Here is a 12985-nt window from a genome sequence, read left to right on the forward strand (position 1 = left end):
CAGTTCCGAAAACCATTACAGGGCGACCGCCCGAGTATCGATCATGAAGGTTCTGGTGACCGTCAAGGAGGTCGCGGAGGCGGACGACGACTTCGCGATCGAGGGGACCGAAATCGTCGATTCCGACCTCGAGTACGACCTCAACGAGTGGGACGACTACGCCGTCGAGGCCGCCGTCCAACTGGCCGAGGCCGGGATCGCTGACGAGGTCGTGACCGTCACCGTCGGCCCGGAGCGCGCAGACGAGACGATCCGGATGGCGCTCGCGAAGGGCGCCGACCGCGCCGTCCGCGTCTGGGACGAGGCGCTGGAGGGGTCGTTCGCGGACGTCGCCTCGAAGGTCGACCTGTTCGAGGCGGTCGTCGACGAGGAGGAGCCGGACCTCGTCCTCGGCGGCGTCCAGGCCGCCGACACCGGCTTCGGCGCGACGGGCGTCGCGCTCGCGGAGCGGATCGGCTTCGAGCACGCCGCGGTCGTCAACCGCCTCGACGTCGACGCGGACGAAGGGATCGCGCACGTCCACCGCGAGCTGGAGGGCGGCGTCGAGGAGCTGACCGACGTCGACCTCCCGGCCGTGCTGACGGTCCAGACCGGGCTCAACGAGCCCCGGTACGCGAGCCTTCGCGGGATCCGACAGGCGCAGCGCAAGGAGATCGCCGCGAAGGACCTCGACGACCTCGGCCTGACCGCCGCGGACGTCGAGAGCGCGCTGACGATCACCGAGATGTACGAGCCGGAGAGCGAGTCGGACGCGGAGATCATCGAGGGCGACGCCGGCGAGTCTGCGGGGCGCCTTGCCGAGGTCCTCCGCGACAAGGGGGTGGGCGCGTGATGGCCGACGTGCTCGTCGCCGCCGAACACCGCCGCGGAGACCTCCGAGATGTCACGTACGAGGCGATCGCGGCCGGCCGGGAGCTCGCCGACGCGCGCGGCGGCGACCTCCACGTGGCCGTCGTCGGCGGCGACGTCGACGGGTTCGCGGAGGAGCTCAACCGCGAGGGCGTCGACGCGATCCACGCCGTCGACGACGGCGAGGAGTTCGACCACAACGCCTACCAGGCGGCCGTCTCGACGCTCGCGGACCGGGTCGACGCCGGCGCGGTGGTGCTGCCGAACTCCGTCAACGGGCTCGACTACGCGCCCGCCCTCGCGGAGGCGCTCGGCGTCCCGATCGTCACCGACGCGGTCGGGTTCGACTACGACGACGGGCTCACCGTCACCCGCGAGATGTACGGCTCGAAGGTCGAGACGACCGTCGACGTCGCCGGCGACCGGTTCGTCCTCACGGTCCGCGGCGGCGAGTGGCCGCCCGCGGAGGGAGTCGGGGACGCGACCGTCGAGACGGCCGAGGTCGACCTCCCCGAGTCGGGCGCCCGCGTTACGGGCTTCGAGGAGGTCGGCGGCGGCGACGTCGATATCGCGGACGCCGACGTGCTCGTCTCGGTCGGCCGCGGCATCGAGGAGGAGGAGAACCTCGAGCTCGTCGAGGAGCTCGCGGACGCGCTCGGCGCGACGCTGTCCGCCTCGCGGCCGATCGTCGACAACGGCTGGCTGCCGAAGAACCGGCAGGTGGGCCAGTCGGGGAAGGTCGTCACGCCGGACGTGTACATCGCGGTCGGCATCTCCGGCGCGGTTCAACACGTCGCCGGGATGAAGGGCTCGGACACGATAATCGCGATCAACACCGACCCGAACGCGCCGATCTTCGACATCGCCGACTACGGGATCGTCGGCGACCTCTTCGACGTGGTGCCCGAACTCATCGACGAGTTCGCGTAGGCGAACCGGTCCCGCGCCGCGCCGGGGGAGGCCCCCGCCGGACCGGCCGAGTCTCGGTTCGTTTATCACCCCGCCGACCCTCCGATCGGGCAATGAGCGAGGCCGACGAGCAGACGGCTGCGACCGCGACCGGCCGGGAGATCTGGATCGAGAAGTACCGGCCGCAGACGCTCGACGACATCCACGGCCAAGAGGAGATCGTCGAGCGGCTCCAGAGCTACATCGCGCAGGACGACGTGCCGCACCTTCTTTTTTCAGGCCCTGCGGGCGTGGGGAAAACAACCGCCGCCACCGCCATCGCCCGCGAGATCTACGGCGAGGACAACTGGCGCGGTAACTTCTTAGAGCTGAACGCCTCCGACCAGCGCGGGATCGACGTCGTCCGCGACCGGATCAAGGGGTTCGCGCGCTCCTCGTTCGGCGGCGACTTCCGGATCGTGTTTCTCGACGAGTCCGACAGCCTCACGGATGATGCACAGGCAGCGCTCCGCCGCACGATGGAGCAGTTCTCCGACAACACCCGCTTCATTCTCTCGTGCAACTACTCGTCGAAGATCATCGACCCGATCCAGTCGCGCTGCGCCGTCTTCCGGTTCTCGCCGCTCTCGGACGAGGCGGTCGGCGGGATGGTCAGCGAGATCGCGGCCGCCGAGGAGATCGAGGTGACCGACGCGGGCGTCGACGCCCTCGTCTACGCGGCCGACGGCGACATGCGCCGCGCGATCAACTCGCTTCAGGCGGCGGCGACGACCGGCGACGTGGTCGACGAGGAGGCCGTGTACGCGATCACGGCGACCGCCCGGCCGGAGGAGATCGAGTCGATGGTGACCGACGCGCTGAACGGCGACTTCGCGCGGGCGCGGTCGACCCTCGACACGCTGCTCACGGAGACGGGGATGGCCGGCGGCGACGTGATCGACCAGCTCCACCGCTCCGTCTGGGAGTTCGACCTGAGCGAGCGCGAGGCGGTACGGCTCATGGAGCGCATCGGTGAGGCCGACTACCGGATCGCCGAGGGCGCCAACGAGCAGGTCCAACTGGAGTCGCTGCTCGCGGCGCTTTCGTTAGACGAATAAGCTGGTCCCGGCTCTCGGCTCGTTCTTTTGTAAACAGTTAGTAGCGGATCGGCGGAGAACGCTTCCAAAGCCTCAGCCGCTCGTTTATAAATGAGTGAGAGCAGATCGACGGTGGACACTTCCAAAGCCCCAGCCGCGAGGGCGGCTGCCCCTCTGACCCGCCCTACACGGCACCGCAACGGCGCCTCACGCCTCCCCAGCCTCGCGGTTCGCGCTCTCCGAGCGCTCACCGCTCCCTCGCGCGTGCGACTCGCGCCCTCCGGGCGCTCGTCGGCACGCAGGGAGGCACTACGCGCCTCTGGCAGCCGGCGGCAGAGCCGCCGGCGACGCCGCCGTAGCAGGCACGCTTTTAAAACACGTCGGCGCGGAGGGTCGGTATGCTCGTCGTCGTCTCCGACACGCACGCACGCGAGGAGTCGAAGCTTCAGGGACGGACCGCGGAGGCGGTCCGGGAGGCCGACCTCGTGGTCCACGCCGGCGACTTCTACCGCGAGCCCGTCTTGAACGCCTTCCGGTCGGCCGCCGCCGAGTTCCGGGCCGTCTACGGCAACAACGACGACGCGGCGATCCGCGACCGGGTCCCCGAGGTGCGGACCGTCGAGTACGCCGGGGTTCGGTTCGCGGTCACGCACCGCCACCGCAGCGGCGACACCGGGCTCGTCATGCTCGGTCGCGGCCGCGACGCCGACGCCGTGATCTGCGGCCACAGCCATCGCCCGCGGTTCGACGACTCGGGCGGCCTGCCGATACTGAACCCGGGCAGCCACGCGCAGCCGCGAGGCAATCGCGCGGCCCACGCGGAACTGATCCCGGTCGAAGGCGATGGCGAGACCGGGGTGGACGGGAAACTGGTAACGACGGAGGGCGAGACCTTCGAGACGTTCGGGATCGAGGGCGACGACGCCGAGTAACGGAGCGACGGACGAGAGAGCGGCGGACGGGGGAACAGCGGATGAGGGAGGCACGACGAGAAGCGGGCGGAGCGCGTCGGCGTCCGCGTCAGCGGGAACCGGACGCGACGCCCCGCGTCCGGCCGGGGCGACCGACGATCGTGTGCGCGGTGACGGACCCGGATCGGCGCGGGTTCGGTCGCCGGCGGTCGGTCGCGCCGATCGGTCGGAGGGGAGTCGGGCAGGGAGGGAGCGGGCGCGAGTCCGACCGCCGGCGCGTCGGTCGGAGGGTTCGATCGGGTGAGGGCCGAAGCGGGGGGTCGCACCAGTACGTAACTCGGCTGACAACATATACGTGGCTGAGAGACAAAGGAGCGTTTTAGTCACCGAACGAGTCGAGCGAGCGCCGCGGGAGTCCGGGGATTGCGCGTCCGCCCGCCTCGAAACTTATAACCGCGTGCCGACGGATTCGAGCGTATGCTCCCGGTCCAACCGCTGTTCGTGCTCCTGTTGGTGGGTCTTCTCGGGCTGTTCTTCTTCGGGTTCCTCCTCGTCCGGCGGACGGTGACGGGGCTGAACGAGGGGTACAACGACGGGCGGAGCTGATGGTCGTCGCCACCGCGGCGACCCTGCTCGTCGCCGCCGCCGCGAGCCTCTTCATGGCGTGGTCTATCGGCGCCGGATCGTCGGGGTCGACCCCGTTCGCCCCCGCTGTCGGCGCGAACGCGATCTCCGTGATGCGCGCCGGCCTGATCGTCGGCGTCCTCGGACTGCTCGGCGCGATACTCCAGGGCGCGAACGTGACGGAGGCGGTCGGCACCGAACTGATCGGCGGGGTGACGCTCACGGCCGCGGCGGCCATCGTCGCGCTCGTCACGGCCGCCGCGCTGGTCGCCGTCGGCGTCTTCGCCGGGTACCCGATCGCGACGGCGTTCACCGTCACCGGCGCGGTCGTCGGCGTCGGCCTCGCGATGGGCGGCGATCCGGCGTGGCCGAAGTACGCCGAGATCATGACGCTGTGGGTGCTCACGCCGTTCGTCGGCGGGGGCGTGGCGTACGTCGTCGCGCGCGGACTTACCGGCGAGGCGATTCCGCAACGACCGCTCACCGCCGCGCTCGCCGGGCTCGTCGGCGCGATCCTCGCGAACGTCGGGTTCGCGCTGCTCGGTCCCGCGGGAGAACAGGCCTCGGTCGCGACCGCGCTCGGATCGGGGCTCGGTATCGGCGCGGCGGGCCCGGCCGCGGTGAGTCTCGCGGTCGCCGCGCTCGTCACCGTCGCGGTGTACGCGGACCTCGGCCGGGACCGCGAGGGCGCCCAGCGCCGGTTCCTGCTGGCGATGGGCGGCCTCGTCGCGTTCTCCGCCGGGGGGTCGCAGGTCGGCCTCGCGATCGGTCCCCTCGTCCCGATCTTCAGCGAGGTCGGGGTCCCGCTGTGGGCGCTGCTCGTCGGCGGGGGGATCGGGCTGTTGGCCGGGTCGTGGACGGGCGCGCCGCGGATGATCAAGGCGATCTCGCAGGACTACGCCTCGATGGGCCCGCGGCGGTCGATCTCGGCGCTCATTCCCTCCTTCGCGATCGCGCAGACCGCCGTCGCCTTCGGGATCCCCGTCTCGTTCAACGAGATCATCGTCTCCGCGATCGTCGGCGCGGGCTACGCCGCGGGCGACGCCGGCGTGAGCCGCAGGAAGATGGGGTACACGGTGCTCGCGTGGATCGGGTCGCTCGTCGGCGCGTTCACGCTCGGGTTCGGCGTCTACTCCGCGGTCGACTTCGTGGTGTGAGGGGCTCTCGGACGGGTCCGCCGGTTTCCGCCCGTCTCAGGCCCGAGGCTCGGGATACGTCGGCAGCCGCGCGGAGTCGGCGCTCCCCTCGACGAACGGGAGGTCGACGGCGGTCGCGCCGACCTCGTCGCCGTCGACGCGCACGGTGACCCGACCGAGGTCGGCGTCGAACGCGACGAGCGCCAGCGCGATCGGCACATCGGTCGCGGGGCCGACCGCGGTCCGAGTGATCTCGCCGATCGCCTCGTCGCCGTCGAAGACGGCCGCCCCGGACGCCGGAAGCGCGTCGTCGATCCCCTTCGGGTTCGCGTCCGCGTCGATGCCGGCCACCGCCTCGGCGAGGGCGTCGAGTTCGAGGCCGGCGAGCCGCCGGCTCGGTCGGCCCTGGTTCTCCACGCGCGAGACGACCTCCTGACCGACGTAGCACCCCTTCTCGAAGTCGAGGGCGTTCCGGAGGCCGAGGACGTTCGGGACCGTCCCCGCCAGTTCGTACTCGAAGAGCGGCGTGCCGGCCTCGGTCGCGAGCGCGTCCCACGTCCGGTAGCCGAACGGCGTGGCGTTGAGCCCGCGGTTGATCAGCGTGTCGAACACGTCGCTCGCGTCGGCGGCGGCGCAGACGATCTCGTACCCTTCCTCGCCCAGCGGCGCGTCCGTCGCGATCACGGTGACGCCGGCGTCGACCATCGACCCGCGGACGAACGAGAGCGGCCCCTCCGGCGCGCCCGGCCCGCCGAGGACCGAGGCGACCTTCTCGGTCGACTTGGGGCCGTGGACGCCGAACACGCCGAACTCGTCGGAGACGTCGTCGATCTCGACGTCCTGGATGAACACGTTCTCCGCCCAGTCGGCGGCGACCGACTCGACCCGTTTCGGCGGGAGGAAGACGAGCAGTCGCTCGTCGGCGTTGTACACGTACATGTCCGTCTCGATCCCGCCCTGCGGGTCGAGCAGGAGGGCGTACGTCCCTTCCCCGTCCTCGGCCGGGACGCGGTTGGAGACGGCGTTGTCGACGAACTCGACGCGGTCGTCCCCCCTGACGGCGAGGACGCCGTATCCCATCTCGATCACGCCGGCGACCTTGCGGACCGCCTTCCCGACGCGGACGGGCTTCCCGTAGTGGTCGACCACCTCGCGACCGCCGCGGTCGCGGTACACCGCGCCGTGCGCGTCGTGGGTGCCGGAGACGAGCGTCATGGTCGGACGGAGGCGATCGAGGGTCAAAAGGCCGCCGTCTCCGACGGCTACAGTCCGATCCGGTCGCGGATCGCGTCGACGAGCCCCGCCGACGGGTCGTCGGTCGCCGCCTCCGGGTCGGGAACGACCCGTTCGTGGGCGTACACCCGGACGCTCTCCTCGGTCTCGACGAGGATGAGCGAGTCGTCTTTCAGCGCCGAGAGCCCCTCTTCGACGGCGTCGATGTCGGCGTCGACGGCTGCGCGGAGTTCGAGGACGGTCATCCCCTCGTCGCCGCGGTCGACGAGCGCGTCGAGCAGCGCGACCTCGACGTCGGGCCGGTCGCGGTATTCCGGCTTTGCGGCCATACCTACCCTTTGTGCGGGACGGAGTTTACGTCTACCGGCGGGGAAGGGGGGAGACCGTCGACTCGCAGCGTCAGCGAACGAGCCGAGAGCAGGTGCCACAGAGGTTCTCCTCTTTCACGTCGACCTCGCGGACGGTGGGTGAAAACGACATCACGCACTTGCTGTTGTCGCAGTGTTCCAACCCGAGCGTGTGCCCGATCTCGTGGACGATCTCCTTGCGGACGCGGTCGGCGAACACGTCGGCCGCGGGCTTGGTGGAGACGCCGCCGTCGGAGGAGGTCCGGAGGCGGTGCGTGGAGATGACGGAGCCGCTGCCGTTGAGGTACGCGAGGCCGAACACGTAGTTCCGGCGGCGGTAGTAGAGGTCCTCGGGCGTGATGCCGATGTTCTTCTCGCCGCCGCCGACCCGGGTGACCGTCTCGATGAGGTCCTCGGCGCGGTACTGGTCGCGGTCGGCGTCGAACGCGGAGTCGGGGATCGCCTGATCGTCGTGGACCGTCACGTCGCAGTCGTACACGGAACGCAGCGCGCCGGAGGCCTCCCGCTTCACTCGGGGGGTAACCTCTCCGACCGGGACGATGTCCACGAGCATGGAACCGCTTTTGGCCGCCGCGGTCATAAAGCCCGCGCCGTGGCAGCAACACCCCCGTCGGAGCGGGCGCTCGTCGACGCGCTCGACGGATACGAGCGATCGATCGAGGTCGGGATCGGGCGGCGTCCGGGCGTCGCCCGGGCGCTCGTCGACCGCGGCCGCGAGGTCGTCGCGTTCGACGTCGAGGTGAGCGAGGCGGCGCGGGACGCGGCGACGGAAACGCGAGCGTCGGCCGGGGGGTCACTCCGAGTCGCCGCCGCGGACGTGACGACGTTGGCGGCGGCGGACGGCGACCGGTCCGTCCGGGAGACGCTCGGACTCGACGCACCAGAGGGCGGCGGTTTCGACGCCGTGTACGCGCGGAACCTCCCCGCCGAACTCCAGCGGCCGACCGTCGCGCTGGCCGAGCTGCTCGACGCGGCCTGCCTGTTCACCACGCTCGGGTTCGAAGAGCCGGTGGTCGACGTTTCTCGGCGGTCGACGGAATCGGGCACCGTTATGTACGTCGCGCGCTGACGAGCGCGGGACCGGGCGGCGGGGCACCGAACCGGCGACGCCGGCCGCGAACCCGAACGTTCATTCCGCCGCCAGCCGGGGTAGCGGTATGCAGGTCGACGCAGTGATCCTCGACATCGACGGGGTGTTGGTCGACGTGGCGGACTCCTACCGGCGAGCGATCCTCGAGTCGGTCGACCGGGTGTGCGGCAAGCCGATCGACCGGAACGCCGTCCAGGCGTTCAAGGACGCCGGCGGGTTCAACAACGACTGGGATCTGACCGACGCCGCCGCGCTGTTCGTGTTGGCCCGCCGCGAGGGGCTCCGGATGGACGTCGACGAGTTCACCGACCGGGTCCGCGAGCTCGGCGGCGGCCTCGACGCCGCCAAGGAGGTCGTCGGCGACCTCCCGCGAGTCGCGCAGGCCCGGGTCCGCGACCAGTGGGACCGGGACGCCCTCCGGGAGACGTTCCAGGCGCTGTACCTCGGCGCGGAGCTGTACCGCGAGCTGGAGGGCGGCGAGCCGCCGGTCGAGGCGGACGGGTACATCCGCGACGAGCCGACCCTCGTCGACCCCGAGACGATCGCCGACCTCACGGCGCGGTTCGACATCGGCGTCCTCACCGGGCGACCGGCCGCCGAGGCGGACATCGCCTTGGAGCGCGTCGGCCTCGACGTGCCCGACGACCGCCGGTTCACGATGGACGACTGGGAGGCGGGGAAACCCCACCCGCGGGCGCTCGTCGAACTCGCGGAGCGGTTCGACGCCGACCGCGTCGCGTTCGCCGGCGACACCCTCGACGACGTGCGGACCGCGCGTAACGCCGACGAGACGGACGAGACGCGCGTCTACTACGGAATCGGCGTCCTCACGGGCGGACTCACCGGGGACGGGGGGCGCGAGAAGTTCGCCGAGAACGGCGCCGACGCGGTGGTCGACGACGTGAACGAACTGGTGGGTCTGTTGGAGTAGCCGGCGGCGCGCTCGCGGCCGCGGCTCCCTGACGGTCGAGCGGTCCGAGATCGTTCCGGGGGCGCGCTCGCAAGAATCTCCGGTGTCCGTGACGCGTCGTGGTGGCGTCAGACGACGAGCGAAGCGGAACCAACGTTCTCAGCGCTTCGAGGCTGCTTCTGCGCGAGGCGGCGGCGTCACGGTCACCGGCACGAACCGGACCGGCTTCGACGGTTTATGCGCCCTCGTCCGCTAACGCAGTCGATGAGTGACGCCAACGCGACGCAGCGGATGGAGGTCAGCGGCGAGAGCGACGGCGAGTCGAAGTTCGTCGCCCGGGCTCGCGACCACGAACTGGTGATGGACGACCCGGAGGCGATGGGCGGGGACGACGAGGGCGCGATGCCCGTCGAGTACCTGCTCGCCGCCTGGACCGGCTGCCTCAACGCGACCGTCCGCGCGGTGGCGCCGGACTTCGACCTCGACGTCGAGGGCGTCGCGGTCGAGGTCGCCGGCGGGTTCGACCCCCGCAAGCACCTCGGCCGCGCCGAGGAGCCCCGGGCGGGCTACCAGGGCGTGGAGGCGTCCGTCGACGTCGACTTCGCCGGCGACGTGGACGACGAGACGTTAGCCGAGTTCACCGCCGCCGTCGAGGCGCGCTGTCCGGTGAGCGACAACCTGGCGAACGAGACCGCGACCGACGTGACGCTTCGACGGGAGTAAACGGCGTCGGGCGCCGCGTTTTCGGCGACCGGACGATCTGATCCGCGGAGGGACCGTCCGGTAACGGGTATACCGTGGATGGGCCCTGCCGGATTCGAACCGGCGATCAACTCGTTATGAGCGAGTCGCTTTAACCGGACTAAGCTAAGGGCCCGTACTCGTCGATACGTCCGAGACGTTTTTGAGCGTACCGACTCGCGGCGAAGCGGGTGAAACAGAAGGCGCCGAAGCCAGGACTCGAACCTGGGACCGCCTCGTTAACAGCGAGGCGCTCTACCAACTGAGCTACTTCGGCTCACTTCCGGGTACTCGCGTCGTTTTGATAGGGCTTTCGTTTCCGCCCGACGGAGCGGGATCCGCCCGACGAGAGCGGAGAGAAACGCTACCGCGAGCGCGCTCAGCGCGGCCCCGATCCGACCGACACGTTTTCGGCCGGACCGCGAGACCGTTCGGTATGGACGAGTTGGAGGCGGTGCTGTCGCGGGTGCGCGAGCGGGTCCTCCCGGAGCCCGAGGAGCGCGAGCGGCTGCGCGCGACGGCCGCGGAGCTGACCGAGCGGGCCCGCGAGGCCATCGCCGACCTCCCGGTCGAGGCCGACGTGGTCCAGGTCGGGTCGACCGCGCGCGGCACGTGGGTCGCGGGCGACCGGGACATCGATCTCTTCGTCCGGTTCGACGCGGACCTCGACCGCGCCGAGTTAGAGGAGTACGGCCTCGAAGTCGGCCACGCGGTCCTCCCCGACGGCCACGAGGAGTACGCCGAACACCCGTACGTGAAGGGGAGCCACGAGGGGTTCGACGTCGACTTAGTCCCCTGTCACGACGTGGAGCGGGCGGCGGAGCTGGTCTCCGCGGTCGACCGCACGCCGTTCCACGACGCGTACCTCTCCGCGCGGCTCGACGACGACCTCGCGGCGGACGTGGTGCTGGCGAAGGCGTTCCTGAAGGGGATCGGCGCGTACGGGAGCGACCTCCGCACCGAGGGCTTTTCGGGGTACCTCACGGAGCTGCTCGTGTTGGAGCTCGGCGGGTTCGTTCCCCTCGTCGAGTCCGCGCGGAGCTGGCACCCGCCGGTGGAGTTCGATCCCGAGGGACACGCCGAGCGCACGTTCGATGACCCGCTGGTCGTCGTCGACCCCACCGATCCGACGCGGAACGTCGCCGCGGTGCTGTCGGCGACGAACCTCGCGCGGTTCCAGCACTACGCGCGGGAGCTGCTCGCGGCCCCGGGCGAGGGCTTCTTCGAGCCGGAGAAGCCGGAACCGCTCAGTTCCGCGGAGGTGCGCGACCACCTCGATCGACGGGAGACGACGCCGGTCGCGGTCCTCTTCGACGCGCCCGACGTGGTCGACGACCAACTGTGGCCGCAGCTCCGGCGCTCGCTGGACGGGATCGTCGGCGGCCTCAACGAGCACGGCTTCGACGTCCTCCGAGCGACCGCCATGACGGACGCCGCGGGAGCGACGGGCACCGCCGGAGCGGACGATCCAGGGGAGACGACCGAGAGTGACGGGTCCGACGGACCGACGCGGGCCGCGCTGTACGCGGAACTGGAGGTGACCGAGCGGCCGGCCGTCGAGCGCCACGACGGCCCCCCGGTGGCGGTACGGAAACACGCCGCGAGCTTCTACGAGTCGTACGTCGACGACGTCGACCCCGACACCTACGGACCCTTCATCGACGGAGACCGGTACGTCGTCGAGCGGGAGCGCGAGTTCGCCACCGTCCGGGAGTACTTGGAGAGCGACGCCGCGAGCGACGTGGCGCTCGGGGCGCAGGTAGAGCCGGCGTTCGACGACCGCGACGTGTTGGTCGGCGGGGCGGTCGCGACGCTCGCGCCCGCGTTCGGTCGGCCGCTCCGCGAGTTCTACGAGCCGCGACCCTGATCCGCCGCCGAGGGGGTTCGAACCGAGACGGCGACGAGAGAGCGGGCGTCAGCGAGCGACGCGGTCGAGAAGCAAGTAAACGAGCGCCGCGACGGCGGCGACGATCGCCGCGACCGCGGAGAGCAGACCGGCGGCGCGGGGGAACGACAGCCAGAACGCCCCGTAGAAGGCGAGCGCGAACGCGAACAGGCCGACGACCAGCAGGCCGCGCGAGGGGTTCTGCGCGGCGGCGACGAACGCGCGCTGGAGGATCGAGAGGTCGCCGAACTCGGGGATCGAATCGAGGTCCGCGTCGTCGGGGAGGGGCCCCGAGTCGGCCGTATCGGTCGACTCGCCGTCGACGGAGCGGTCGGTGTCGGTCACGACCACGGGTAGGTGACGGAGGATCCTGTACCTATCGCTTGTCGGTCCGACCTGGAACGGGCCTCGGGCCGCCGGAGCGGCCGCCGTTCATCCGAGGGTCCGACCGACGAGAATCGAACCGAACAGGAACGCGGCCAACGCGGCCCCGAGATTCGTCGCTGCGACCGTCCCGGCGGCCCGGGTTCCCGTCTCGCTCGCCGCCCGCACGGTCCCGACCGCGAACGATGAGAACGTCGTGAACGCGCCACAGAAGCCGACGCCGAAGAGCAGCGTCGCCGTCGGTCCGACGGGTGCGGCGGACACGGCTCCGAGCGCGAAGCTCCCGAGCGCGTTGACGAGGAGGACCGATCGGCGCCCTCCGACGCGAAGCCCGACCGCGTGGCGGGAGGCGGCCCCGAGCGCGCCGCCGAGGCCGACGAGTGCCGTCGCGACGAGCGGAGCGGCGGTCATCGCCGCTGCCGCCCCCCGACAGCGAGGCCGACCGCGGCCGCGGCGAATCCGGTCGCGTAGCTGACGGCGACGTACCACGCGCCCGCCGGCGTTCCGAGCGCGACCGCGTCCGAGACGAACGTGCTGTACGTCGTGAACGACGAGAGCGCGCCGGTCCCGACGAGCAGTCGAATCCGGCCGCTCGACGCGCGGGTTAACAGGAGTCCGAGCGCGAACGACCCGGCGACGTTCGCGACGAGCGTCCCCGTGCCGGTGGGAGTTCCGCCGAGTATCGCCGGACCGCCACCGGAGGAGGTCGCAGCGACGACCCGGGCGATCCCGAGGTCGACCGCGTGTCTGCCGACCGCACCGAGGAACCCGCCGACCGCGACGAGCAGGAATCCGTACGGCGTTCGTTCCATACGCGTCGGTGACCCCGGGGCCGCTTGTACGTTCGGAGTCGTTCGGCCCCGGTGCGC

16 protein-coding genes and 2 tRNA genes are annotated in these 12985 nt (G+C 71.1%); 10 read left to right on the forward strand and 8 right to left on the reverse strand.

The genetic code is table 11. From position 1 onward, the window contains the following. Window positions 1-43 precede the first annotated feature (43 nt). The 6 genes from EXE42_RS10615 (at window position 44) to EXE42_RS10640 (ending at window position 5526) form a co-directional block, all read left to right on the forward strand. The gene (locus EXE42_RS10615; RefSeq protein ID WP_092920900.1) at window positions 44-832 is read left to right on the forward strand and encodes an electron transfer flavoprotein subunit beta/FixA family protein; all 789 of its coding nucleotides are present in this window, start codon (window positions 44-46) and stop codon (window positions 830-832) included. Then, window positions 832-1779 carry an electron transfer flavoprotein subunit alpha/FixB family protein gene (locus tag EXE42_RS10620; protein WP_092920899.1) on the forward strand — a complete coding sequence of 316 codons (948 nt, stop codon included), beginning with the start codon at window positions 832-834 and terminating at the stop codon, window positions 1777-1779. The genes EXE42_RS10615 and EXE42_RS10620 overlap by 1 nt, the downstream gene beginning before the upstream one ends. A 92-nt stretch (window positions 1780-1871) precedes the next feature. Beyond that, window positions 1872-2855, forward strand: a complete 984-nt coding sequence (locus EXE42_RS10625) for a replication factor C small subunit (protein ID WP_137693786.1) — start codon at window positions 1872-1874, stop codon at window positions 2853-2855. Window positions 2856-3232: 377 nt separating this feature from the next. Beyond that, complete coding sequence (locus EXE42_RS10635; RefSeq protein WP_137706484.1) at window positions 3233-3766, forward strand: metallophosphoesterase; 534 nt, start codon at window positions 3233-3235, stop codon at window positions 3764-3766. A gap of 456 nt (window positions 3767-4222) precedes the next feature. Beyond that, window positions 4223-4351 carry a hypothetical protein gene (locus EXE42_RS20620; RefSeq protein ID WP_255510253.1) on the forward strand — a complete coding sequence of 43 codons (129 nt, stop codon included), beginning with the start codon at window positions 4223-4225 and terminating at the stop codon, window positions 4349-4351. Then, on the forward strand, window positions 4351-5526 hold the full coding sequence (locus EXE42_RS10640; protein ID WP_092920896.1) for an inorganic phosphate transporter: 1176 nt from the start codon (window positions 4351-4353) through the stop codon (window positions 5524-5526). Before EXE42_RS20620 ends, EXE42_RS10640 begins: the two co-directional genes overlap by 1 nt. A gap of 36 nt (window positions 5527-5562) precedes the next feature. Here the strand turns inward: EXE42_RS10640 and EXE42_RS10645 are convergent, their stop codons facing one another. From EXE42_RS10645 to EXE42_RS10655, 3 genes are all read right to left on the reverse strand, one after another. Further along, on the reverse strand, window positions 5563-6720 hold the full coding sequence (locus EXE42_RS10645) for an aminomethyltransferase family protein (protein ID WP_137706485.1): 1158 nt from the start codon (window positions 6718-6720) through the stop codon (window positions 5563-5565). Between the two features lie 47 nt (window positions 6721-6767). Continuing rightward, window positions 6768-7067 (reverse strand): DUF6432 family protein, encoded by a 300-nt coding sequence (locus tag EXE42_RS10650; RefSeq protein WP_092920894.1) that lies wholly within the window; start codon window positions 7065-7067, stop codon window positions 6768-6770. Between the two features lie 70 nt (window positions 7068-7137). After that, window positions 7138-7659, reverse strand: coding sequence for an archaemetzincin family Zn-dependent metalloprotease (locus tag EXE42_RS10655; RefSeq protein ID WP_092920893.1), 522 nt, complete (start codon window positions 7657-7659; stop codon window positions 7138-7140). Window positions 7660-7698: 39 nt separating this feature from the next. On the opposite strand from EXE42_RS10655, the gene EXE42_RS10660 reads away from it, so the two are divergent. The 3 genes from EXE42_RS10660 (at window position 7699) to EXE42_RS10670 (ending at window position 9829) form a co-directional block, all read left to right on the forward strand. Beyond that, complete coding sequence (locus EXE42_RS10660; protein WP_137706486.1) at window positions 7699-8175, forward strand: UPF0146 family protein; 477 nt, start codon at window positions 7699-7701, stop codon at window positions 8173-8175. Window positions 8176-8263: 88 nt separating this feature from the next. Then, window positions 8264-9127: a TIGR01548 family HAD-type hydrolase gene (locus EXE42_RS10665; protein WP_137706487.1), complete on the forward strand. Its 864-nt coding sequence runs from the start codon at window positions 8264-8266 to the stop codon at window positions 9125-9127. A gap of 243 nt (window positions 9128-9370) precedes the next feature. Continuing rightward, window positions 9371-9829 carry an OsmC family protein gene (locus EXE42_RS10670; RefSeq protein WP_092920890.1) on the forward strand — a complete coding sequence of 153 codons (459 nt, stop codon included), beginning with the start codon at window positions 9371-9373 and terminating at the stop codon, window positions 9827-9829. A 79-nt stretch (window positions 9830-9908) separates the two neighbouring features. Here EXE42_RS10670 and EXE42_RS10675 read toward each other — a convergent pair. Further along, a tRNA-Ile gene (locus tag EXE42_RS10675) sits at window positions 9909-9983 on the reverse strand. Window positions 9984-10051: 68 nt separating this feature from the next. Further along, window positions 10052-10124 (reverse strand) — tRNA-Asn (locus tag EXE42_RS10680). 159 nt (window positions 10125-10283) lie between these two features. Here EXE42_RS10680 and cca point away from each other — a divergent pair. Continuing rightward, complete coding sequence (gene cca, locus EXE42_RS10685; protein ID WP_137706488.1) at window positions 10284-11714, forward strand: CCA tRNA nucleotidyltransferase; 1431 nt, start codon at window positions 10284-10286, stop codon at window positions 11712-11714. A gap of 48 nt (window positions 11715-11762) precedes the next feature. On the opposite strand, the gene EXE42_RS10690 is transcribed toward cca, so the two are convergent. The 3 genes from EXE42_RS10690 to EXE42_RS10700 all read right to left on the reverse strand — a co-directional run bounded on the left by EXE42_RS10690 (window position 11763) and on the right by EXE42_RS10700 (window position 12928). Next, window positions 11763-12077, reverse strand: a complete 315-nt coding sequence (locus EXE42_RS10690; RefSeq protein ID WP_167603376.1) for a hypothetical protein — start codon at window positions 12075-12077, stop codon at window positions 11763-11765. 87 nt (window positions 12078-12164) lie between these two features. Next, entirely contained in the window at window positions 12165-12527 is a 363-nt protein-coding gene (locus EXE42_RS10695) for a CrcB family protein (protein ID WP_137693782.1), read from the reverse strand. After that, window positions 12524-12928 (reverse strand): CrcB family protein, encoded by a 405-nt coding sequence (locus EXE42_RS10700; RefSeq protein ID WP_092920886.1) that lies wholly within the window; start codon window positions 12926-12928, stop codon window positions 12524-12526. Before EXE42_RS10700 ends, EXE42_RS10695 begins: the two co-directional genes overlap by 4 nt. Window positions 12929-12985 lie beyond the last annotated feature (57 nt).

This window comes from Halorubrum sp. SP3 (genome assembly GCF_005435195.1).
Lineage (GTDB): Archaea > Halobacteriota > Halobacteria > Halobacteriales > Haloferacaceae > Halorubrum > Halorubrum sodomense.

What these genes read in the sequence shown, in the direction of transcription:
- EXE42_RS10645 (WP_137706485.1), bottom strand. Translation starts at nt 6,720, where the DNA reads ATGACGCTCGTCTCCGGCACCCACGACGCGCACGGCGCGGTGTACCGC.
- EXE42_RS10665 (WP_137706487.1), top strand. Translation starts at nt 8,264, where the DNA reads ATGCAGGTCGACGCAGTGATCCTCGACATCGACGGGGTGTTGGTCGAC.
- EXE42_RS10650 (WP_092920894.1), bottom strand. Translation starts at nt 7,067, where the DNA reads ATGGCCGCAAAGCCGGAATACCGCGACCGGCCCGACGTCGAGGTCGCG.
- EXE42_RS10695 (WP_137693782.1), bottom strand. Translation starts at nt 12,527, where the DNA reads ATGACCGCCGCTCCGCTCGTCGCGACGGCACTCGTCGGCCTCGGCGGC.
- EXE42_RS10635 (WP_137706484.1), top strand. Translation starts at nt 3,233, where the DNA reads ATGCTCGTCGTCGTCTCCGACACGCACGCACGCGAGGAGTCGAAGCTT.
- EXE42_RS10700 (WP_092920886.1), bottom strand. Translation starts at nt 12,928, where the DNA reads ATGGAACGAACGCCGTACGGATTCCTGCTCGTCGCGGTCGGCGGGTTC.
- EXE42_RS10655 (WP_092920893.1), bottom strand. Translation starts at nt 7,659, where the DNA reads ATGCTCGTGGACATCGTCCCGGTCGGAGAGGTTACCCCCCGAGTGAAG.
- cca (WP_137706488.1), top strand. Translation starts at nt 10,284, where the DNA reads ATGGACGAGTTGGAGGCGGTGCTGTCGCGGGTGCGCGAGCGGGTCCTC.
- EXE42_RS10615 (WP_092920900.1), top strand. Translation starts at nt 44, where the DNA reads ATGAAGGTTCTGGTGACCGTCAAGGAGGTCGCGGAGGCGGACGACGAC.
- EXE42_RS20620 (WP_255510253.1), top strand. Translation starts at nt 4,223, where the DNA reads ATGCTCCCGGTCCAACCGCTGTTCGTGCTCCTGTTGGTGGGTCTTCTC.
- EXE42_RS10625 (WP_137693786.1), top strand. Translation starts at nt 1,872, where the DNA reads ATGAGCGAGGCCGACGAGCAGACGGCTGCGACCGCGACCGGCCGGGAG.
- EXE42_RS10620 (WP_092920899.1), top strand. Translation starts at nt 832, where the DNA reads ATGGCCGACGTGCTCGTCGCCGCCGAACACCGCCGCGGAGACCTCCGA.
- EXE42_RS10640 (WP_092920896.1), top strand. Translation starts at nt 4,351, where the DNA reads ATGGTCGTCGCCACCGCGGCGACCCTGCTCGTCGCCGCCGCCGCGAGC.
- EXE42_RS10670 (WP_092920890.1), top strand. Translation starts at nt 9,371, where the DNA reads ATGAGTGACGCCAACGCGACGCAGCGGATGGAGGTCAGCGGCGAGAGC.